The organism is Nostoc sp. TCL240-02 (genome assembly GCF_013343235.1).
Taxonomy (GTDB): Bacteria; Cyanobacteriota; Cyanobacteriia; order Cyanobacteriales; family Nostocaceae; genus Nostoc.
The window spans coordinates 7,030,735-7,051,475 of sequence record NZ_CP040094.1 but is presented as its reverse complement, the minus strand read 5'-3'; the positions used below and the strand labels follow the sequence as shown (position 1 = coordinate 7,051,475).

At 39.9% G+C, this 20,741-nt stretch carries 22 protein-coding genes; 12 read left to right on the top strand and 10 right to left on the bottom strand.

What is annotated here, in order from left to right:
• Positions 1–6: 6 nt before the first annotated feature.
• The 3 genes from FBB35_RS35205 to FBB35_RS30135 all read right to left on the bottom strand — a co-directional run bounded on the left by FBB35_RS35205 (position 7) and on the right by FBB35_RS30135 (position 1,370).
• Positions 7–387, bottom strand: coding sequence for a transposase (locus FBB35_RS35205; protein ID WP_254625731.1), 381 nt, complete (start codon positions 385–387; stop codon positions 7–9).
• A 1-nt stretch (position 388) separates the two neighbouring features.
• The gene (locus FBB35_RS35200) at positions 389–964 is read right to left on the bottom strand and encodes a transposase (RefSeq protein WP_254625730.1); all 576 of its coding nucleotides are present in this window, start codon (positions 962–964) and stop codon (positions 389–391) included.
• 205 nt (positions 965–1,169) lie between these two features.
• Entirely contained in the window at positions 1,170–1,370 is a 201-nt protein-coding gene (locus FBB35_RS30135) for a hypothetical protein (protein WP_114082835.1), read from the bottom strand.
• 207 nt (positions 1,371–1,577) lie between these two features.
• Between FBB35_RS30135 and mnmE the strand changes: the two genes are divergently transcribed.
• From mnmE to FBB35_RS30115, 4 genes are all read left to right on the top strand, one after another.
• Positions 1,578–2,972: a tRNA uridine-5-carboxymethylaminomethyl(34) synthesis GTPase MnmE gene (gene mnmE / locus FBB35_RS30130; protein ID WP_174712685.1), complete on the top strand. Its 1,395-nt coding sequence runs from the start codon at positions 1,578–1,580 to the stop codon at positions 2,970–2,972.
• A gap of 184 nt (positions 2,973–3,156) precedes the next feature.
• Entirely contained in the window at positions 3,157–3,660 is a 504-nt protein-coding gene (locus FBB35_RS30125) for a GNAT family N-acetyltransferase (protein WP_174712684.1), read from the top strand.
• A gap of 6 nt (positions 3,661–3,666) precedes the next feature.
• Positions 3,667–4,437: an SDR family NAD(P)-dependent oxidoreductase gene (locus FBB35_RS30120; RefSeq protein ID WP_174712683.1), complete on the top strand. Its 771-nt coding sequence runs from the start codon at positions 3,667–3,669 to the stop codon at positions 4,435–4,437.
• A 50-nt stretch (positions 4,438–4,487) separates the two neighbouring features.
• A complete protein-coding gene (locus tag FBB35_RS30115) occupies positions 4,488–4,817 on the top strand; it encodes a hypothetical protein (RefSeq protein WP_174712682.1) in 330 nt (109 codons plus the stop codon).
• A 53-nt stretch (positions 4,818–4,870) separates the two neighbouring features.
• Here FBB35_RS30115 and FBB35_RS30110 read toward each other — a convergent pair whose 3' ends face one another.
• The gene (locus tag FBB35_RS30110) at positions 4,871–5,791 is read right to left on the bottom strand and encodes an alpha/beta hydrolase (protein ID WP_174712681.1); all 921 of its coding nucleotides are present in this window, start codon (positions 5,789–5,791) and stop codon (positions 4,871–4,873) included.
• 1,251 nt (positions 5,792–7,042) lie between these two features.
• On the opposite strand from FBB35_RS30110, the gene FBB35_RS30105 reads away from it, so the two are divergent.
• The 8 genes from FBB35_RS30105 (at position 7,043) to FBB35_RS30070 (ending at position 16,908) form a co-directional block, all read left to right on the top strand.
• Positions 7,043–9,292: a TIR domain-containing protein gene (locus FBB35_RS30105; protein ID WP_174712680.1), complete on the top strand. Its 2,250-nt coding sequence runs from the start codon at positions 7,043–7,045 to the stop codon at positions 9,290–9,292.
• Positions 9,293–9,439: 147 nt separating this feature from the next.
• Positions 9,440–9,757: a hypothetical protein gene (locus tag FBB35_RS30100; RefSeq protein ID WP_174712679.1), complete on the top strand. Its 318-nt coding sequence runs from the start codon at positions 9,440–9,442 to the stop codon at positions 9,755–9,757.
• A gap of 58 nt (positions 9,758–9,815) precedes the next feature.
• The gene (locus FBB35_RS30095; protein ID WP_174712678.1) at positions 9,816–11,360 is read left to right on the top strand and encodes an NAD(P)/FAD-dependent oxidoreductase; all 1,545 of its coding nucleotides are present in this window, start codon (positions 9,816–9,818) and stop codon (positions 11,358–11,360) included.
• Between the two features lie 23 nt (positions 11,361–11,383).
• On the top strand, positions 11,384–12,091 hold the full coding sequence (locus tag FBB35_RS30090) for an actin-binding WH2 domain-containing protein (RefSeq protein WP_174712677.1): 708 nt from the start codon (positions 11,384–11,386) through the stop codon (positions 12,089–12,091).
• A 38-nt stretch (positions 12,092–12,129) separates the two neighbouring features.
• Positions 12,130–12,837 (top strand): actin-binding WH2 domain-containing protein, encoded by a 708-nt coding sequence (locus FBB35_RS30085; RefSeq protein WP_174712676.1) that lies wholly within the window; start codon positions 12,130–12,132, stop codon positions 12,835–12,837.
• Positions 12,838–13,176: 339 nt separating this feature from the next.
• Positions 13,177–14,418, top strand: a complete 1,242-nt coding sequence (locus tag FBB35_RS30080; RefSeq protein ID WP_254625729.1) for a pentapeptide repeat-containing protein — start codon at positions 13,177–13,179, stop codon at positions 14,416–14,418.
• Between the two features lie 256 nt (positions 14,419–14,674).
• Positions 14,675–15,046 carry a DUF2358 domain-containing protein gene (locus tag FBB35_RS30075; protein ID WP_114082919.1) on the top strand — a complete coding sequence of 124 codons (372 nt, stop codon included), beginning with the start codon at positions 14,675–14,677 and terminating at the stop codon, positions 15,044–15,046.
• Between the two features lie 1,109 nt (positions 15,047–16,155).
• The gene (locus FBB35_RS30070) at positions 16,156–16,908 is read left to right on the top strand and encodes a hypothetical protein (RefSeq protein ID WP_174712675.1); all 753 of its coding nucleotides are present in this window, start codon (positions 16,156–16,158) and stop codon (positions 16,906–16,908) included.
• Between the two features lie 148 nt (positions 16,909–17,056).
• Here FBB35_RS30070 and FBB35_RS30065 read toward each other — a convergent pair whose 3' ends face one another.
• The 6 genes from FBB35_RS30065 to FBB35_RS30040 form a co-directional block, all read right to left on the bottom strand.
• The gene (locus FBB35_RS30065) at positions 17,057–18,334 is read right to left on the bottom strand and encodes a ribulose bisphosphate carboxylase small subunit (protein ID WP_174712674.1); all 1,278 of its coding nucleotides are present in this window, start codon (positions 18,332–18,334) and stop codon (positions 17,057–17,059) included.
• 91 nt (positions 18,335–18,425) lie between these two features.
• Positions 18,426–18,812 (bottom strand): type II toxin-antitoxin system VapC family toxin, encoded by a 387-nt coding sequence (locus tag FBB35_RS30060; protein WP_174712673.1) that lies wholly within the window; start codon positions 18,810–18,812, stop codon positions 18,426–18,428.
• Positions 18,809–19,036, bottom strand: a complete 228-nt coding sequence (locus FBB35_RS30055; protein ID WP_174712672.1) for a type II toxin-antitoxin system Phd/YefM family antitoxin — start codon at positions 19,034–19,036, stop codon at positions 18,809–18,811. The genes FBB35_RS30060 and FBB35_RS30055 overlap by 4 nt, the downstream gene beginning before the upstream one ends.
• Before the next feature lie 42 nt (positions 19,037–19,078).
• Positions 19,079–19,720, bottom strand: coding sequence for a GDSL-type esterase/lipase family protein (locus FBB35_RS30050; RefSeq protein WP_174712671.1), 642 nt, complete (start codon positions 19,718–19,720; stop codon positions 19,079–19,081).
• A gap of 222 nt (positions 19,721–19,942) precedes the next feature.
• Positions 19,943–20,281: a ribulose bisphosphate carboxylase small subunit gene (locus FBB35_RS30045; protein WP_174712670.1), complete on the bottom strand. Its 339-nt coding sequence runs from the start codon at positions 20,279–20,281 to the stop codon at positions 19,943–19,945.
• A 47-nt stretch (positions 20,282–20,328) separates the two neighbouring features.
• Positions 20,329–20,736, bottom strand: coding sequence for a chaperonin family protein RbcX (locus FBB35_RS30040; RefSeq protein WP_174712669.1), 408 nt, complete (start codon positions 20,734–20,736; stop codon positions 20,329–20,331).
• Between the last annotated feature and the right edge of the window lie 5 nt (positions 20,737–20,741).

Here is a 20,741-nt window from a genome sequence, read left to right as displayed (position 1 = left end):
CGGTTATCAGTCTTGTGAGGTACAGTAGCAGCAGTGAGTAAACCAACCCAGCAAATTCTCTATTGTCACTTCTGCGAATGCCGTATCTAATGCCTGGAGTAAATCAGGGTATGTCCTTGCACCGATGCGACGGAGAATGTTCTTAATCTTGGACCAACAATTCTCAATCGGTGAAAAATCGGGAGAATAGGGGGGGAGATAAATGAGATGAGCGCCAGCAGCGATGAGCAAAGCTTCAAGTTCATCACTTTTATGGATTGAGCAGTTATCCATGATCACCACTGCACCAGGCCAAAGTTTGGGTACGAGCTTTTGGGCGATGAAGGCATCAAAAGTCAAAGCATCGATAGAACCTAAGCCACTCCATTGGGTGAGCAGTCCTTTCAAGCTAATTGCACCAATTACCGAGACATTTTTCCCTTTGCGGTTGGGCTTTTGAGCATAGGCCCGAAAGGCCAGGCAAGGCGCGGGCACATTTGCGGATGAAGGACAGATTAACTCCCGATTCATCTAAGAAAATCAGCTCTTCGACGGGTATCCCCCTCAAGAGTTTCCAGTACTCAAATCGGGCTAGTTGGACTTCATCACTACCTTTTTTGTGAGGTGGAGACTTTTTTTTGAGGTTGAGGTGAAGTTTCCAGCGAACCATCCGATTCACCGTAGCTACCCCAATTAAGACCTCTGTTTTCTCGTAAAGTCGTTCCCGCAATTCGCTTAACGTCGCATCGGGCTGTGCTATGACGAGTTGGCGCAGGATTTCTAACTGTTCAGCATTCAACTTTGTTGCTGTCTGCTCAGTCCGCACCTTGGGGCCTATCATCCCCAATTCTCGATGGCGTTTGAGTAAATTTTGCACAAAACTTAAGGTGACACCAAAGTTTTTAGCCAGTTTTCGTTGGGAAATGTCACCGCAGGCATAAGCATCAACTATTTTTTGACGCAAGTCGAGAGAGTAGGCTTTCATCACCACCAATTATCAGTAGAATTGCTCTCTCCTACTGTACTGAAGTAGACTGATAACCGCTATAAGGCGTAAATACTTAATTGAGACTTGGTTATGAGGTATTTCAAAGCAGCGATCGCTTGGCGGCAAAACTGCGAGAATTAAATATAGATCCAGATACTATTTAATCTTTGTGCTGTCTTGCTTGTGCCTGTTGGCCCGAATGCTATGGATCTTCAGGAAAAACCCATTTTGGCGGTTCCGTCATTTTTTTTCGCAGACGTTCTTGTGCCAATTCCAACATTTTGTCTAGGGGAGTATCTTCAATAAATTTTGCGGCTGCCTCTCTATACTCGATGTTCGGGCATTTATCCCCTAAAACACAACCGTTAACACAGGCTACAGCACAGTTAATCTTTTGCTCCACAGTAAATTCCTCTCTCTAAAACTTATAAGTTATAAAGTTGTGAGTTCTAATATTCACCCCTAACTCTTTACTATCAGGCATTAACCTCTAAGTAAATTTTACCTTGCCAGTTGCTATCCTATTAGTCTAAACACCTACCATTTAAAAAGTTATCAGTTATGAGTTATGATTTTGACTCCTAACTTTTCACTCTTATGAAGGGCACTCATGTCAGAAGTTTTTGCTACTACTGGAACTATCGCTGCGATCGCAACTGCTGTTGTCCCCCAACAGGGTAGTGTTGGTATTGTGCGGGTGTCTGGTTCTGAAGCAATGGCTCTAGCCCAAACTCTTTTTCATGCACCAGGGCAACAAGTTTGGGAAACTCACCGAATTCTCTACGGTTACATTCGTCATCCCCAAACCCAACAACTTGTAGATGAAGCCCTATTGCTGATTATGAAAGCACCCCGCTCTTACACCCGTGAAGATGTGGTGGAATTCCATTGCCACGGGGGAATAATGGCAGTGCAGCAGGTATTACAACTGTGTTTAGAAAATGGTGCAAGACTAGCTCAACCCGGAGAATTTACTCTCCGCGCCTTTTTAAATGGGCGATTGGATTTAACTCAAGCCGAAGGTATTGCTGACTTAGTGGGAGCTAAATCGCCTCAAGCTGCCCAAACGGCCTTAGCTGGTTTACAGGGAAAATTAGCTCATCCGATCCGGCAGTTACGCGCTAACTGTTTAGATATTTTGGCAGAAATCGAAGCTAGAATCGATTTTGAGGAAGACTTACCGCCGTTGGATGATAAAGCAATAATATCAGAAATCGAGAAAATTGCCGCCGAAATAACGAGGTTATTGGCAACCAAAGATAAAGGTGAGTTGTTACGCACAGGTTTAAAAGTGGCAATTGTGGGGCGGCCAAACGTGGGTAAGTCCAGCTTATTGAACGCTTGGAGTCGGAGCGATCGCGCGATCGTCACAGACTTACCCGGTACAACCCGCGATGTGGTTGAATCCCAGCTAGTTGTCGAGGGAATTCCCGTACAAGTGCTAGATACAGCCGGGATTCGGGAAACAACAGATCAAGTGGAAAAAATTGGTGTGGAGCGATCGCGCCGTGCTGCCAATGCAGCTGATTTAGTGCTGTTGACTATCGACGCTTCAGCAGGTTGGACAGAAGGCGATCGAGAAATTTATGAACAGGTACAACACCGTCCATTAATTCTAGTTATTAACAAAATCGATTTAGTAGAAGAAAACGAAAGCAAAAATCTTCAATCCCAAATCCCAAATCTAAAATCTAAAATTGTCACAGCCGTAGCCCAAAATCAAGGTGTTGATGCTTTAGAAACAGCAATTTTAGATATAGTTAACGCCGGAAAATTCCAAGTTGCTGATATGGATTTAGCGATTAACCAAAGGCAAGCAGCAGCTTTAATTCAAGCTAAAACTTCTTTGGAGCAAGTACAAGCAACAATTGCCCAGCAACTCCCCCTTGATTTCTGGACAATTGACTTACGTGGTGCAATCCAAGCATTAGGAGAAATTAGTGGTGAGGAAGTAACAGAATCAGTTTTGGATAGAATTTTTAGTAAATTTTGCATTGGTAAGTGACTTTCTAACAAACCCAAAGTTTTCATTTGTTAATTACTGAAAAAATAGCTAGATATAGGAATCCGGTTTGATTTGGAGAAAATATCCGTAGGATATGTTATCGACAGCGTAACGCATCAAACCCGTGATAATGGTGCGTTAGGCACTCATCTCATGTTTTTTCCAACCTAAAATTAATAACTAAATGTACATCTCAATTCGCCAAGCAACCATACAAGATACGGTGATAGTCTCGAATGTATTGTTAGAAGCAGCTTTGTGGCTCCAAGGGCGTGGTATACCTCTGTGGGGTGATAGCGAGGTATCGCGAGAAAGTATCTCTGAAGATGTTGCTAACGGCTTGTTTTTCATTGCCGAGTGTGCTGGTGAACCTGCTGGTACAATAAAGTTTCAGCTTGAGGATTTACTTTTCTGGCCCGATATCTCTCAGGAAGAATCAGCATTTGTACATCGCCTCGCAATTCGACGATGCTACTCTGGTGGTAAAGTCTCTTCAGCACTGCTGACTTGGGCTGTTGAACGCGCACAAACACTTGGGAAACGTTATTTACGTTTAGATTGCGATGCTTCTCGTCCGCGCCTGAGAGCAGTATATGAAGGCTTTGGTTTCCGTTATCATAGCGACAGACAAGTTGGTGCTTATTTTGTCTCTCGCTATGAATATGAAATACTTCCACAATTAACCTAAATTGATATGTCTTTTATTGATGAAATAAATTCTGTAAATGCATTGATTGTGGGAGCCAGCCAAGGTATTGGTTTTGGTTTTGTAAAAAGATTGCTACAGGATGAGAAAATAGCTAAAATTTTTGCAACTTCTCGTCAGCTAGAATTATCCACCGATTTAATAGCTCTTGTGGACGAACATTCTGAGCGATTAATTTGTTTGGAGATGGATATTACTGACGAGTTGCAGATTGTTGAAACTATTCAAAAAATACATGCCAAAGTTGACAAGCTGCATTTAGTAGTCAACTGCGTAGGACTGTTGCATGAAGATACTTTGCAACCTGAAAAAAGCTTAAGACAGATAAATTCAGAAAACTTGCTGCGCTACTTTCAAATAAATAGTATTGGTGCTGTCTTACTAGCTAAACATCTATTGCCTTTGTTTCGTCATGGAGAACGCAGTGTATTCGCTAGTATTTCTGCTAAATTGGGCAGTATTGGCGATAACAAACTTGGTGGATGGTATGGCTATCGTGCTTCTAAAGCAGCACTCAATATGTTGATGCGGACTGCGGCAATTGAGTATAAAAGAAGTTGCCCGAAAGCATTAATAGTGACATTGCATCCTGGTACAACTGATACGCGCCTTTCCCGTCCTTTCCAGCGAAATGTCTCTGCGGAAAAATTATTCACAGTGGAACGCACTGTTACCCAATTATTGACTGTCATCGAACAACTTCAAGAAGGCGATAGTGGACAGTTTTTCTCGTGGGATGGAAGCAGATTGCCTTGGTAACTGCGTTACGCTGGTGCTAATGAAACTCACATTACTTGTAACCAAAGCCTATGAAGTTTTTTGTGCCAGCAGCCAAGGATGATATCAAAGCAGAGCAGGTGTATAGTGCCTTTGCTCGGTCTGTCAAAGCACCAATAACCGAAAAGCGTATTTGGAAGTTACAGTGGCGCGATCGCGAAATTGATATGGAATGCGAGGTAGGTAAACCCTTACCATCCTCTTATCAAACCGGGAAAGAGCTAGTTATGGCAATCTTTGAGTGCGAAAACTTTTATAAAATTTGTACTCTTACTCGTGGAGGAGTAAAGGGAGAGCCTATGTTGGTTGGCAAAAACTTTCAATCTTCACTAACGTATTTTTCAGATGATGTAAATAACTGACTCTGCTTAATATGCGATCGCCTATTTGATAGAAGTAGATGCGATACTAAAACCTAAGAATTAGGAAACTCTAACTCAGCGCTTCCCCTTCCTAACTGCGCTGTTTCAGGTGGTAGATGTCGCTCTAACCAATCTTCCAAATCAGCCATTACCTCAGGGTAATTGAGGTCACGCTGAATTTCGTGATAGGCTTCTGGGTACTCAATTCTCAGCTTATCTGTGCAGTTTATCCGTTGGTAAAAGATGTCACTTCCCGCAGGTAAAGCCACTCGGTCTGCACCACCGTGAAGAATCAACAAGGGTAATTGCCAATCACCTGCTTTAGCATTAATCCAATCAACTGTTGCAAAAAATTCTGTAGCTAGACGAGCAGTACCAAGGGTATGTCGCAGTGTATCCTGAGCTAATGCAGCTAAAACTTGCGGATCTCTTGAACCAGCACTGATGTCAATGCCTGTATTCAGTGTGAAACGCGGCCACACCCGTGAGAGCAGTTTTCCTAAAAGCACCCGAATCGGTGAAATCCCAACTTTCCCCAAAGTTGGCGCGAGAGCGATCGCACCTTGCAAAACTGATGCTTGTTGGGGATAGCGCAGAATATAATCTAAGATAATCGCCCCACCTAAACTATGACCCAAAAGAAAAATTGGGCAGCCAGAATTGTGAGTCTGAATTAACTGTAAAAAGGCTCCCAAATCTTCCCGAAACTCACTCCAAGCGTTGATATAGCCCCGCTGACCTTGTGAACGTCCATGACCACGCAAGTCTAAGCCATAGACAGCATATTTCTTGGGTATCAAATGCTGAACTATATTACTGAAGTGATCGCTGTGCGCTCCGAGTCCATGCACAATGACTAATATTGCCCGTACTTTACCCTCTGGATGCCAGCTTTGGTAATACAGGTTAAGTCCTCCAACACCTTGGAATGTGCCATCTTTACGAGACGCGATGCGATCGCTATGGTCAATCATTTGGTTAATTTTTTAGGTATTGTCTCAGCAAGTTACTAACATGTCAATACTCATTGTATAAAAATAGCTTCTGGCTATGAGGATAATTACAGCTAATTTATTTAAAATCTTGATAAGATCATTCCACAATTTCTAACAGTCTTATTTGACCTTAAATAAAAAGAGAGTGGGAGGAAGCATATCAGTCAGCTTTCAAACTCCCACTCTGCCATTTGCTGCTGAAGCGAACAGGAATGTATACAGACGTTGCCCGTTATTTAGGGGCTAATGCGTATCTCAACAACAACGTCCATACATATTTAATATTCCTGTTGCAGCAAATGCCAAACCTAATTATTGATATTTATCTGCTGAGAACAATACTCTGCAAATAATTTAGTAGAGATAGTTGTTTGTAAATCACTTAGTAAATAGTGTTTTACAAAATGAATTTGCTTGCGTGGTAGCCCCTGATAAAAAAACCTTGAAGTCGTTTATCTTCGTACAATTTAACTTGGGTAATTAGAATGTGGTTGCCATTTTGGCAGGTTTTTAAATTCTCTAATTGGGGTATTTTTTTGCTTTAGCAAAGTTAATAAATTGAGGCTTGAGGGGTTTTACACCCTATTTATTAAGCAAGAGTCTTATGAAATTTGCTAATACCGCTTCACTGTCATAATGATACAAATACGTTTGTAGGGGCATAGTTAACTTAAGGCTAAAAGAGCGCTTAGAAACCTCGTCTACACAAGAGTTACCTACCTCTGTGGGTTTCAAACACTCCATTTTTCCTTAGTCCGTGTAGGCAAATTACCTTACGAGAAGGCTTTACCTACGTTTGTATAACCACGAATTCTATTCGCCTTGCCCTAAGTTGATACCAATGAGCAATATTGTCTATGTACAGCAATTTTCCTGGGGATCTGAACTGGCAGCTGAATCATAGGCAATTTATTGGACATCATATTACTTATTCTGACTGATTTTTGCCCTCTTTGTAAAAAGCAGGGATGCTCCCTGCTTGCATTGCCTCATTCCATGCCTGACTTTTACCGTTATCTCCTTGATAGAGCGATCGCTTACTATACCCCTAGCCTAAAGCCCTATTCTCTCGTGAGTTATTGTCATTAAAATTAAGTTGTTGATAATAAATATAGTGTGAAACCCTTACTCTTTCGCTGTTTCACGACTTAACGGTAAAAGTCAGATTCCATGCAGCACCCAAAACTCCAACAATGTTAGAGTATATTTACTGTTTTTGATATTATGAGGATGTTTAAAGTTTTCATTAGTCATACTCACTCCGATAGACCATTAGCTGATGCCCTAAGAAATTTTTTAGAAGAAACATTTACTGAGCATATCCGTGTTTATTATTCTTCAGCTAAAGATGTTAAAGCTGGCATCCAACCTGGTGCAGAGTGGCTTCAATGGATTCATCAGAATCTTAGAGAGTGTAACCTCTGCTTAGTGCTACTCAGTCAGAGATCGCTATTGAAACCTTGGCTAATTTGGGAATCAGGAGCAGTATTGGGGATGAATCTAACTACTTCATCTTCAATACGCATTGTACCCATCTTATTTGGCATTAATGCCAACCAAATTCCTTCTCCTCTAAAAGCTTGCAGACTTCAAGTGATGAATGGGAGCTGTGAGGAAGAACTAAATAAACTATATACCATTATTTTTGATGACATCAAAAATAATGTAAGCTCTTCGTATTTAAACGAAGTAGTAGTTAAAAAACCTCAGGCAAGCCAAACTTATCTGAGTCGGATTGAAGCACATTTATCTAGTGAAAACCCCAAATTGTCTATTTCTGAACTGATCCGGTTCCTGGAACCATTACCAGATTTATCTAGGCTGATTAAGTGCCTTGAAACATTACCAAACTTAAGGGATATAAATCCACATTTGCTATCTCAGCTTTTAATAAAATTAGCTGAAGTCGGTGGTGGACAATATAATATTCTCGGTGTTGCAAATGTATATCGTCACGACTCAGAAGTAATCAAATGTCTTAAAGCTGGGGATACCTATCGAGCAACCCATCCTTTCATTGCCAATCCAGAAGCAATGGATCAAAGAATCCTTAATCGTAATGCGTTTCAAAATTATATTAAAATTCAGATAGAAGCTGCTAATCGAGGAGTAAAAGTTACTAGAATTTATATTGTTCCTGATCATTACAATTTAGACAATCTACAAGATATACAGCGAAAACACCTTGAGTCTTTACTTGACTCTCAAATCGAGATAAAACTGATATCTGAGCAGAACATCGATCTTCCAGATGGGATAAGCTATGACTGTGTTTTGATCAATACCTATTGCATTGGAACTGGTGTGCCACCTAAAGGAGTAATGTTCGGTTCAAAGTATCAAATTCATCCACCATCTCAACCTAGTGAGCTATACCTAAAGCATGATAAATTTTTCAATGAGTTGTATAGCCAATCTGTTTCTCTTGAACAATGCCTTCAATCTAAAATTACTACTATGATTCCGCCTTTATCAAATAACAAAATTAAAGATATAAAAAATTACCAAGAGCAGCGAGAATTAGCACAAATGCCAGCTTTTGTAACGAAAACAAATGCAAATATTAATGGTAGCAAAGTGCAACGCTTAATGATCGTTCTACGTACTAATGGCTGCTCTTATGATAAAGGAAAAAAAGGTTGCACGATGTGTGATTTCAGAAAGCACGCTATTGATATACCAGTCGAAGCAAAGTGGATGATGTCACAATTTAAAAGCGCATTAGCTAAAGTGCAAACCGCCAAAGAGCAGATAGAGCAAATCGATTTACTAACTCTTGGCTCATTTTTATATGACGGAGAAATTTCTCCTGAATTCCGTCATACGGTTATGAAATATATCAGTCAAATACCTGAAGTTAAAAAGGTCGTGATCGAATCTCGAGCAACTTATGTGAATTTAGAACGGTTAGAGTTTATAAAACAGTGCCTAAGAAAAGATCAGATTCTTGAACTTGGAATTGGAGTCGAAACAAGCAATGAGTACTTGAGGCAGGAGATTTTAAGGAAAGGAATGCCGTGGAGTATTCTGGAAAGAGCCATAGAAAGTTGTAAGAATGCAGATGTACACTTTCAGGCATATCTTTTAATTGGAACGCAAAGATTATCTGAAATAGAGGCAATTGAAGATGCAGTAAGAAGTGCAGAGGATGTGGTTGATTTGTGCCTCAAATATTCTGTTCCTTTCAAAATTGCTTTTGAACCAGTTTTTATAACTAAAGGTACACCACTAGAAGAGCTATATATTAAAAAAGAGTACAAACTGATTAACCTGTGGAGTGTTGTTGAAGTGTTACGCCGAACTCATCACTTAGGTACAATCTTTGTGGGGATGAGTGATGAAGGCTTGTCTGACGGACGGATTCCTGAAGGTTGTCCTTTATGTACACAGAAGCTTAGAGATGCAATTGAAGAGTTTAATGGCAGTCAAGATATAAAAATATTCGATAGTATAATTTGCAATCAATGCAATCCCGGGTAGACTTGACGAAGACACTTTTGGCGAAGCTGATACCAGCAGCCACATAAGTGTGCTTTTACCCCTTGAATAACCAAATTTTGAACGATAGCCTGACCAAAAATTGTAACTTAAAAGATAAAGTGGCCGTTTTTAACATAAAGCGGTAATGTGAGTATTGCCCTGAATCAGTTACCTGATCCACCAGATGCCGAGAAACCAGGAATTAAGGAATTATTGACGCAGTTAAAAGAGGCAATTTCACAATCAACAGATTTGCCAGAAGCAGAAAAAGTTGAGGCACTGGAACAGGTGCAAGCTTTAGCAGAAGCGGGTAAAAATCCCCAAGAATCCACTAAGCAGAAGACGGCAAAAACTGCAATTACCATGTTGAAAGGGATATTTACAGGCTTACCTGCGATCGCATCACTGGTTGAAGCTGGTAATAAATTATTGCCTGCGATCACAAAACTATTCGGTTTGGGATAAGGGGGTTGTTCCAACAAAGATACGATCGATACTAGTAACTTTGCTGGAATCAAACCCGATGTCTTTAACTGAAGAAATTCTTTCCCAGTTACCAGGTGATGTTTTAGGAGGGTTGCGTCAAAGCGATCGCATCCTCACGTCTCTGAGAGAAAACACCGCACCTGTGCCAACCTTAGTTAAAGAAAGTCAACAGCCTTTAGGCGTTGTCGATTTCGATGTGCTGATCTGCGGTGGCACTTTAGGTATTTTAATTGGTTGCGCCTTAGCGGTAAAGGGACTGCGGGTGGCGTTGCTGGAACGGGGTATTTTACAGGGGAGAGAACAAGAGTGGAATATCTCTCGGAAAGAATTAGATGTGTTTGTGGAATTAGACTTGCTGACTGAGGATGAATTAGAAACTGCGATCGCCACTAAATATAATCCAGCGCGAGTTAGTTTTGATGGCGGTACAGAAGTTTGGGTAGAAGATGTCTTGAATATTGGCGTAGATCCAGTTTATCTCCTGGCTACATTGAAGACCCGATTTCTCGCCGTGGGTGGAAAGTTGTTAGAAAATACACCCTTTACTGAAGCAGTGGTTCATCCAGATGGGGTGATGGTAAATAACCAATTCAAAACTCGGTTATTAATCGACGCAATGGGACATCTTTCACCCATCACCCAACAAGCACGCCAAGGCAAAAAACCAGACGCGCTGTGCTTAGTTGTCGGAAGTTGTGCCCAAGGTTTTGCGGAAAATAACTCAGGCGACTTGTTGTTATCATTTACGCCTTTGCAAAATCAATGTCAGTACTTCTGGGAAGCTTTCCCAGCCAGGGATGGCAGAACCACTTACTTGTTTACATACATGGATGCACATCCCCAGCGTTTGAGTTTAGAAACTTTGTTTGAAGAATATCTGCGTCTCTTACCAGAATATCAGGGAGTGGAATTGAGCAAGTTAAAATTTCAACGGGCGTTATTTGGCTTCTTTCCTACCTATCGTCAAAGTCCTCTCAAAACTCCTTGGAATCGCATTCTACCAGCCGGAGACAGCAGTGGTAGTCAGTCTCCCTTGAGTTTTGGTGGTTTTGGGGCAATGGTGCGTCACCTGAAGCGGTTAACTTATGGCATTTCCGAAGCGCTAGAAACAGAACAATTATCTGCAAAAGCTTTAGCAGTGCTGCAACCCTATCAGCCAAGTCTGACTGTTACTTGGTTGTTTCAAAAAGCAATGAGTGTTGGTATAAATCAGAAAATTTCCCCAGATCAAATTAACCAACTCCTCTCGGCGGTATTTCAGGAAATGCAACAGTTGGGTACACCAGTGTTAAAACCATTTTTACAGGATATAGTGCAGTTTTCGGCACTAACACAAACACTGTTAAAAACTGGTTTATCTCATCCAGGAATAGTTGCCAAGATCATTCCGCAAGTAGGTTTAGGAAGTTTATTAGATTGGACATTACATTACGGAAATTTAGGTGTATATACTGCCTTGTTTTCGTTAAGTCCAATGTTAGAAACATGGATTAAGAATCAACCTGAACAACAATATTATTGGCATCGTTTGGTTGATGCCTGGAAGTATGGTTCTGGCGGTGATTACTCAGATGAAACTTAGAATTTTAGCTGTGTGAGGATAACATGATTGAACGGAAATCATCAGGAATCAAGTATTTTGCAGTGCTGATTGGATTCCTGCGCGATCGCCCAGGTTTTCTGGAGGAAATTCGCCAAGGTACGAGATTACCAACTAAAATCATTTCTCTGCTGGTTTGCAGTTCCTTATTTCTCGCTGCGTATGGTGGAATAATTGGTGCATACCATAGCTGGATGCAAGCTTTGTCTTCTGCCATTAAACTCCCAGCTCTTTACTTAATCACACTCCTAATTTGTATCCCGACGTTGTTCTTTGCTAATATTATTTTTGGTTCCAAGCGGACTTTTGGACAGCATTTAGCATTAGTATTGACTGCGGTTTCAGTCACAAGCGTACTTTTATTTAGCTTTGCACCAATCACCCTGTTTTTCTTGATTACCACGAATAATTACCAATTTTTAATTCTGTTAAATGTATTCATCTTTGCATTAACTGGATTTATTGGTATTTCGTCTTTATATCAGGCTACGAGTTTAGTTTTAGAACAAGATGATGAAGGTAGTAAGACACGCCAGAAGATTTTACAATTTTGGCTATTTCTTTACGCTTTCGTAGGTAGTCAGTTAGGATGGACTCTCAGACCGTTTTTTGGCACACCGGGTTCTACCTTTGAACTATTCCGCGAAAGAGAAGGTAATTTCTATTTGAGCGTTATTCAAGCTATTGGCTATCTTTTAGGAATCCGTAATTAGTCATTAGTAATTCAAGAAAATATAGAACAGATAAATTTATGCTTGATAAGAAAAATCGCGGAATTCAACAATTTGGTGTTTTGGTTACTTTATTGCGCGATCGCCAGTCTTTTTTAGAAGAAATCCGTCAGGGAATAAGATTACAAAATAAAATCAGTTCTTTATTTGTATCTAGTTCTATTTTCTTTGCCCTTTATGGAGCAATTATCGGTGCATCCCACAGTTGGGCACAAGCATTATCTGGTGCTATTAAACTTCCGGTATTCTATTTAATCACACTGATTATTTGTTTCCCGACTTTGTTCTTTTTTAATGTTTTATTTGGTTCTCGGAGCAGTGTTTTACAGCATTTCGTTGTATTACTCACATCTGTATCAGTGATTAGCGTACTTCTATTTAGCTTGGCACCAGTTACACTATTTTTTCTCATCACTACACCCGATTCCTATCAATTTTTCAAACTATTGAATGTGCTAATTTTTGGTATTACAGGCATCTTTGGTGTGAAATTTTTATATGAAGGGATGCAATTACTTTCTCAACAAGATGAAGTCGGTAAAAAAACCCGCACCACTATTTTAAGATCCTGGTTATTGCTTTACGCCTTTGTAGGTATGCAGTTAGGATGGTTTCTCAGACCGTTTTTTGGTGCCCCTGATTCTAAATTTGAATTATTTCGCGCAGTCAAAGGCAACTTTTATTTGGATATTGTTACGGCGATTTCTGAAATTTTAGGTTTGCGTTAGTATCTCGCGAAAATCCCCCTGCCTCAAGGTCACAGTGAAACACTTTTAAAACAACCTCTGAAGCCTCGATTGCACTAAGCTTCAACACTCACCGCAGTCGAGGTTTAATTGGGCCTATCCACAGCAATCCACCCATCATGTGAGTATTTACGATCGCAAACAAGCCAAAAAAGCCCCGCAGTTCAGAGGATGTTTGCAAAATAAGTTATCAGAGATTTTATAGATAATTTCTATGAAATACATTTAAGGATATGTCAAGTAGTTCCGTGTTTGTACGCTATCAGATATTTACGGATGCTCTTAAAATCAACCTAAATTTATTTCCGTAAGGAGTCAAATATGAAGACTTATAACATGTCTTTCATAAAGACAAATGGACTCACGATTTTGCTGGTATTTATCTTAGTTATATTTATTTTTTCTTTAACTCTAATTGTTTCCTTATTTGAAAATATTCAAGGACTTTCAAGCCAAGAAAAAATAGAATATATCACTCAAGCATTAACAACTATTGCGATCATTATTGGAGGACTGGCATTAATAATTAATGCTTACTATACATCCAGACTCTCTTGGGATGAAAATCAGAGCCTGTTAATGCAGATCCTTGCTGGGACACTAGCTTGGGATAACAATATAGTAACTGGTATCAATTACAAGCAACCAACTCCCCAAGAAATTGTTCCCGAACGCTTTTCTAAAGCAATTGAACAACTAGGAAATGAAAAAATTGAAACGCGGTTTGCCGCAATTTATGCTTTAGAACGAATTGCCAAAGATTCTCCGAAAGACCATTGGACAATTATGGAAATTCTCGCTGCTTTTATCCGCGAGAATGCTCCGGTAAATCAAAAATATGAGGACGAGTTACAGGTATCATCAAAACTTCCTACAGATATTCAAACAGCGATAACTGTCATTGGACGACGCGATTCACATAAAGATCCAGTAAATCAAAGACTAGATTTACGCAATACAGACCTCAGTAATGCAGACTTAACGGCAGCTAATCTCTCTAAAGCAATTTTCGTAGGAGCTAACTTACAATGGGTAAATTTTACACAAGCAAATCTCTCGGAGGCAGACCTATCAGTAACCAATCTTTGTGGGTCAGTCTTCTATGAAGCCAACCTCTCGAAGGCAACCCTTCCAGAAGCGAATTTGCAGGGCGTAATTCTCAGAAAAGCAAACCTCTCGAAGGCAATCTTTTATGATGCCAACTTGGAAGGAGCAGTTCTTTGTGATGCCAACTTGGAAGGAGCAATTCTTTGTGATGCCAACTTGGAAGGAGCAATTCTTTGTGATGCTAACCTCTTTGAAGCCAACTTCGAGGGTAGCAACCTCGAAGATGCAAACCTGATTGGCAGTAACCTACAAAACGCAAAACTTGCTGGGGCCAACTTAGAAGGCGTGTTACTCAGTACAGCTAATCTGCAAGATGCCAACTTCCAAGAAACTAATCTCTTTAGGGCAAACTTGAGCGGATGTGAGAACCTGGAATTACAGCAGATTGAACAGGCATTTGGCGATCGCACAACAATCTTACCGGAAAATCTGAACATACCCCAACATTGGCGTTAATAAAAAGCCTCCGGCACGCTGACGCGTAGCTTGCTTCTCCGTAGGAGTACGCAGTTAACGCAGTTATAGAAACAAAGTCCGGCTTCTCGGACTAGAGAAACTTAAGGTTTTTTAACCCGCCTATGCGGGTTTTGTTTGTATAGACCCGATTTCCAACCGCTATTTTAACTGTATTGAATTTAGTACCCAAAACTATAAAGTTGCCAAAAACCTGATATCCTCTATCAGCGAGGACATCGAATATAAAGCGACTATTATGGATATCATTGAAATTCTCAAAGAAGACTATCAAAGATTCCCAGTCAATCAAACTTACAGCATTTACGCTCCAGACGTTTATTTTCAAGACCCACTGAATAAATTTCGTGGTGTGAAACGTTATCAAAAAATGATTAATTTTATCCAAACTTGGTTTTTAGATCCCAAGATGGACTTACATAATATTCAACGTTTAGGAGACACAATCAAAACTGAGTGGACACTCAGTTGGAATACTCCTCTCCCCTGGAAGCCACGGATTTCTATTCCTGGTTGGAGTGAATTAGGTCTTAACTCTGATGGTTTGATTGTCTCCCATATCGATTATTGGAATTGTTCACCCTTGGACGTGGTGAAGCAGCATTTCTAGCGCTTCTGGGTTGATGAGTCCAATATATACCTAACCTCCAGCCCAAAATACCATATCTCTCCTTGTCAACTTAGGTGTACACACAATTTTTGTAGAGTTGTCCCCCAGTTTTTAGAAGCCTACAGTGTATACACAAGTCCTAAAAACCTAGCTTGATGAAGTTTTGCTTTTTTACTTGTTCTCATACTGAGTATGGGAATACATTCATCTGGACTACTGAATTAATGTATCACTGAAGGCAGAGCCTCTAATCAGCTATTCCCGGACTCTGTATCGATAAAATAAGACGAAATCGAGTCATTATGATGAATATCGGAATATTCATCACTAACAAGCAATTGCCCAAAAAACTAGATCCAATATCTGAATTAAGAGAAATTACTCAGATTAATGTATTAGTTTTATGAGAAATAAAATTATTCACGAATTTTACTGAACCAGAAAACAGCTTGACTAAGCCAAACTAACTTTAGAACCCGATTTAAGGAATATATCTATGTCTCCTCCAAAAACGGACATCACATATTCTAGAAACAGCTGACTTAAGATCGGCTGGACTGAAATTAATGGATTAAAAGATGAATTCAAGCTTTTAATAAGAGAGATAAATAAGGAACAAATATTATTTGTTCTCTAAAAGCATTTGTCGCAATTTATCAAACAGAATTCTAGAGTGAAGAATCAGAATTAATAATTAATTCTGGCTTAAAAATTGAATAGTGCAGTAGTAGCAAGTCTGCAATCTTCTTAATCAATGAAGTCTTGGTATCCTCACCAAATCATAGATGTGGTGGTGACACAAGGCGCAAGTCTATCTAGTCTAGCTTTGCCAACAAGATACCCACGCAGCATTTCTTAGAGAGTATCTAGATTCTGAATTAATCATCAATCTATTCAATGATGCTCTTTGGATAAGAAAACTTTATATACAGTTAATACCATGCAATGTCATGCATATTCTGTTAAGCACTTTGTAGTCTAGCCTCATTTATCGTAATGCTGAAAATGTTGCTATCTGCGAATTTCAACAATTTTGCTTGTCTAAACTCTCATTAGAGTTTATAGTGATACGGTGTTTTTCCCTTAAAATTTTTTGGCAGATTTATATCATGATTTATTCTCAAAAATTTCAGAAGTATTTGGCAGGTTTCTCTTTATCTGTCGTATTAGTAGCTGATTTAGTCCTCACACAAAAAGTCCCTCCAGCTTTTGCCGAAATAGTAAATTCATCTGTTGGGAATGCTGTGACATTTAGTTGCAATGATAGTGAAGCGACTATCAAAGCTAAGAATGGGGCCAGAGTAGTTAGTGGAAGTTCAGCCTTTTACATTGGTTATCAGCAAGTCTCATCTAATAACAAAAACCCTATAACTATCCGTTTTAATAATGGTATTAAAACATGGTGTAGGACTGATTACGAAACAACAAATGACGACGGTACAGGCTACGGATTGTATTGGAGTGGGGGAAATTTTTTATACGGCGTTTACTCTTCCACTGGCAGTCAGACTGGTAATGATTTTCGCCGCTTTGCAACTGGGCGCTGGTTGTCTAGCTATGGTAGTGGAGGCGGGCCAAAAGTCGCAGTTATAGCCCGGATTAATCCAGCCAATGGCGAGGTTTACTATGCTACATTTTTATCTGCTAAAAAGGCAGATAATGGAAATACAAACTCTTTAGTTGTCAGAAGCCTATCATGGGATGGCACAAATTTAACTGTGCAAGCAAAGTCATGGTGGACTCCCCGCCGCACTAATACCAACTCCATGACTTGCTCTGGTGCATCACCTTATATATACACAGCAGTATTTACTGGCGATTTAACAAAGGTTAACTCTGCTTCAGCTGCTACCTGTAGTTAAGGTATAAGGATTCAGCTATCAAATTTAGGACTTACGCAAAAATCAAGCTTTGGGCTATTTTTTGCGTAAGTCCCGAAATTGAGGAAGCATATTTTTCCAGTTGTTTGAGAATTGACAAAAGCGATCGCTCTTTCTCAATTATCTACTCCTAATTTTTCCCATCTGGACGCTGAATAATCGTTTCCACTACCCGCCGCTTGGCTTTCGGATCGATACCTACCAAGCGCACATATTCACCGCTATATTCTGCTAGAGTTGCTTCCAAATTTGATATTGCATCAGACTCTGCATCAATATGGCTATGAACACAAGTTTGCCAAGAACCCATGCGGAAGCGGCGCTGATCGACGTGTTCAATGCTAATTTTGTAACCTTGAGACAATAATTGCCTAATTTGAGCTTGTGTATCCAGGGTTAAATGTGAACTCGATCCTTCCTGCTTCTGGAATCCATTTCCATTAGTTTTTGCTTCTTGAGTTGCACCATTACTTGACGACTGATTAATAGGTGTCGCAGGCGGTGGTGCAGATTGAGAATTTCTACCTCGATTGAGTCGATTGTAATCATCAACCAAATGGGAATTTTCCACCCGTTTTTGTTCACCAATCAGGAAGTTACCAGACTCGATTAAGTGAGACAGCCTGAAATCTGGCTTTTTAAATTCTGGTGGACCTTCAGTGCTGTTAACCACACTCAAAGATACCCGCTCAAACCCTACTTGATGGATGTAGTTGCGGATTTGTTCGTCATAAATGCGCGATCGCAAAGCGCTAAAAAAGTCAATGGACTGGTTGACAAATGTATCAACTAGCTGTTCAACTTCCTTCTGTGACAGCCCATCTTGTTCAAAAATACCCTTGACAATTCCCACCTTGTCGTCTCTGTCGGGTTCCCAGTAAAATTTCTCCATCCGTCCATCCCGAATTAACGGTGCATAGAGAGTGGAGAAATCATTACCTGTGACAATAATCGGTACACGATGTAAAGGTGTGGAATCATAGCTTCCAGGCAACTGCACATCTGTGGGATTATCAGCAATATTCATCAATGTGGCATTCACCAACTGTGTATTTACAGTATATTGAGTACCTTCATCAAAGCGTCCAGCACCGGCATCTAAATCATTAATCATCAGTACACACATTTTGCCGCGTACTTTGATTAGTTCTGCTGTCTCCCGATAGCGTAGCCGAATCAACCGTGCCGGATCTCCTGCATCTGGACTTTCCAATTCGCCGCCAGAGATATTAGTCACTTCGATACCCATTTTCTCGAAGACTAATTGACATTGAAATGTTTTACCTTCACCTTTGCGTCCGTGAATACCTAAAATCACGGGAACTCGGACACCAGGAAGCTTTAGAAAGTTTTTGGTAATGTGGACAGCCAGTTTGTCCAGAAAGCGGGGAGCGATGTAGTAACCCATAAAATTATCTTTGCCTAGCACTGCCTAAAGTAATGTTAAGTTTTTTTGGTAATGACTGTTTATTTATCTTTTGGTAGAAAAGGAGCGCTAATTACCACAAACGCTCAATTGAATATGCATCAAAAATTTTATCAGCACTCAGTATAAGTATATTTTCTACAAGTGCTTGTGCAATTAAAATTAGATCAAATGGATCGCGATGATGTAAAAATAGTGTAGCAAAAACAGTAACGTGGTTAATTTTGATATCGAGTAAACTAAAATCGTTGAGATTGAGTTGCTGTCTGATGAATATCTCAAATGGCTGATTGAAACTAAGCTTGCCTAAATTTTGCTTAATAGCTGTTTCCCACAGACTAGCTATACTTAGCAAAATTTCATTCTTCTTATCATTGATTAATTCTACTACTTGATTACTAAGTCTTGAATTATCCGTCACATACCAAATAAAAGTATGTGTATCGAGCAGTAATATCATTCCATATATTCCTTAAACTCTTCAAGTGGTGCATCAAAGTCATCAGATATTGTAATTAAACCCTTTGCGCTTCCAGGTTGACGGGGGCGTTTAACTGGCGACACAGGAATTAACTTCACAACAGGTTGATTATCTTTGATAATGATAATTTCCTCACCACTGAGTGCTGCTTCAATTAAGTCGGCTAAATTTCGAGATGCTTTAGCTAGAGTAATTTGTTGCATAGTTACCACCTTTGGATATAAAAATCAGGTGTTACCACTATCCTAGCTTTGAATGCTCGATGAAGTCAGAGGAAACCAATTTAACCAAGCGTCCCAATTTTCTACTATTTGAGCAAATTCTGTATAACCGCCTGCTCTAGGATGAACACCATCATTAGCTCTTGCTTCATTAATCCAAATGTTTGATTTTTCTAATATCGGAAAAACGTTTAAATAAGGTACATTGAATTCTTTACAAATCAAAGTATATTGTTTGGATAAATCTATAGTTATCTGCTTTCTTTGAGGTTCTTCTTGTGCGTATGCTGCTGGGCCAACCATCAAAACAGGATATAAATTTTGAGCTTTACTTAAAATTTCACGGGCATTTTTGATAGAATCTGCCAAATCCACACGAGTTTTAGCCTTTTCTAATGTTGTGTCATTCAATCCAAAAGAAAACACAATTCTACCATCATATTCTTTGGGTAATCGCAGCGATACTTCCTGTAACCAACGCTTTGCTATATCAGTACTCGTATCACGCCTAATTCCTAAATTATAGTAAGTAATGTCATAACCTTTTTTATTAGCATTAGCACATACTCTCCCTGTCCAACCAAGATATTCTTGGTCCCCAGTACCGTTAACAAAAGAGTCACCAACAAAGCAAATTCTTACTTCCGGCAGATACTGTAATTCCATTTCTTGTATTTAAAAAAAAGCAGAGGTTTACGCAAAGGGACACCGAGTTATTCTCTGCGTTGCTCTGCGTTTTCCTTCTCTGCGAGACGCTGACGCTCCTAACGTCGCTACCGCTTCGCTAATGCGTCCCTCTGCGTTTCAAAAAAAATCTAGTAAATAGGAGAGGCAGATAATTCTACCTCTCCTATGTAGATAAACTAATTATTTAGAGCAACGCTTGCTTTAGTATCTGCTACCTTTATTGGGTTTGTGAACAAGAAAGCTGAGAACTTGGCACTGCTTGATGTTGTCAAAACCCACAACACGGATATAGCTGCTGTTGAATTGAGAACGGCATCCTTGAACTTCGCTCAATACTTCTTGAGTGGATTTAGCACCGAACAAAGGCAACTTCCACATTGTCCAATATAATTCTGTTGGCTCAGAAGTTTCGTTGAACTCGATCGCTGGAATGTAACCTTGGTTCAAAATGTATTGAATCTGCTTGGCAATTTGAGCGTCAGACAGAGGTGGCAGGTAAGAAAGGGTTTCGTAACGACGCTCTTTTGGTAAAGTTTGCATAGCTTTTTGATAATGGGTTGCGATTTTTTACTACTAAATTGACCGAACTAATTGGATAAGTTATCCAGATTCGGATCTGAAGTTGCTTGCTGTTCTGGTTGCAGACTGGGGTTAGATGTGTCTATTCGTGTGATGCGTTCTAAATGCTGGCGACGCTGCTCCATGTTGGCTTGCTGAATGCCAGTGCGAACCATTTCCGGTAAAAATTCCGTTATTTCTTCCGCAATGTGTTCTCTGACAGTCATAATCCGCAAAGCCAAATCTGGTTTTTCTCGCAACAGTTGCTCAATGAATGACTCACCATTTTGAATTTTGCCAGACGAAAAGTTATGCAACCAAAGTTCTAATGGCGGATTAGTTTCGCCTAGCTGTGCCAATACTGTCCTTAGAGCCTGATAAGTCAGATAGCTTTGGAGAGTTTTGGCTGTGTCCTTCGCAATTTGCTTAAGATTCATGCTTG

What these genes read in the sequence shown, in the direction of transcription:
- FBB35_RS35200 (WP_254625730.1), bottom strand. Translation starts at nt 964, where the DNA reads ATGAAAGCCTACTCTCTCGACTTGCGTCAAAAAATAGTTGATGCTTAT.
- mnmE (WP_174712685.1), top strand. Translation starts at nt 1,578, where the DNA reads ATGTCAGAAGTTTTTGCTACTACTGGAACTATCGCTGCGATCGCAACT.
- FBB35_RS30125 (WP_174712684.1), top strand. Translation starts at nt 3,157, where the DNA reads ATGTACATCTCAATTCGCCAAGCAACCATACAAGATACGGTGATAGTC.
- FBB35_RS30120 (WP_174712683.1), top strand. Translation starts at nt 3,667, where the DNA reads ATGTCTTTTATTGATGAAATAAATTCTGTAAATGCATTGATTGTGGGA.
- FBB35_RS30115 (WP_174712682.1), top strand. Translation starts at nt 4,488, where the DNA reads ATGAAGTTTTTTGTGCCAGCAGCCAAGGATGATATCAAAGCAGAGCAG.
- FBB35_RS30110 (WP_174712681.1), bottom strand. Translation starts at nt 5,791, where the DNA reads ATGATTGACCATAGCGATCGCATCGCGTCTCGTAAAGATGGCACATTC.
- FBB35_RS30105 (WP_174712680.1), top strand. Translation starts at nt 7,043, where the DNA reads ATGTTTAAAGTTTTCATTAGTCATACTCACTCCGATAGACCATTAGCT.
- FBB35_RS30095 (WP_174712678.1), top strand. Translation starts at nt 9,816, where the DNA reads ATGTCTTTAACTGAAGAAATTCTTTCCCAGTTACCAGGTGATGTTTTA.
- FBB35_RS30090 (WP_174712677.1), top strand. Translation starts at nt 11,384, where the DNA reads ATGATTGAACGGAAATCATCAGGAATCAAGTATTTTGCAGTGCTGATT.
- FBB35_RS30085 (WP_174712676.1), top strand. Translation starts at nt 12,130, where the DNA reads ATGCTTGATAAGAAAAATCGCGGAATTCAACAATTTGGTGTTTTGGTT.
- FBB35_RS30080 (WP_254625729.1), top strand. Translation starts at nt 13,177, where the DNA reads ATGAAGACTTATAACATGTCTTTCATAAAGACAAATGGACTCACGATT.
- FBB35_RS30075 (WP_114082919.1), top strand. Translation starts at nt 14,675, where the DNA reads ATGGATATCATTGAAATTCTCAAAGAAGACTATCAAAGATTCCCAGTC.
- FBB35_RS30070 (WP_174712675.1), top strand. Translation starts at nt 16,156, where the DNA reads ATGATTTATTCTCAAAAATTTCAGAAGTATTTGGCAGGTTTCTCTTTA.
- FBB35_RS30065 (WP_174712674.1), bottom strand. Translation starts at nt 18,334, where the DNA reads ATGGGTTACTACATCGCTCCCCGCTTTCTGGACAAACTGGCTGTCCAC.
- FBB35_RS30060 (WP_174712673.1), bottom strand. Translation starts at nt 18,812, where the DNA reads ATGATATTACTGCTCGATACACATACTTTTATTTGGTATGTGACGGAT.
- FBB35_RS30055 (WP_174712672.1), bottom strand. Translation starts at nt 19,036, where the DNA reads ATGCAACAAATTACTCTAGCTAAAGCATCTCGAAATTTAGCCGACTTA.
- FBB35_RS30050 (WP_174712671.1), bottom strand. Translation starts at nt 19,720, where the DNA reads ATGGAATTACAGTATCTGCCGGAAGTAAGAATTTGCTTTGTTGGTGAC.
- FBB35_RS30045 (WP_174712670.1), bottom strand. Translation starts at nt 20,281, where the DNA reads ATGCAAACTTTACCAAAAGAGCGTCGTTACGAAACCCTTTCTTACCTG.
- FBB35_RS30040 (WP_174712669.1), bottom strand. Translation starts at nt 20,736, where the DNA reads ATGAATCTTAAGCAAATTGCGAAGGACACAGCCAAAACTCTCCAAAGC.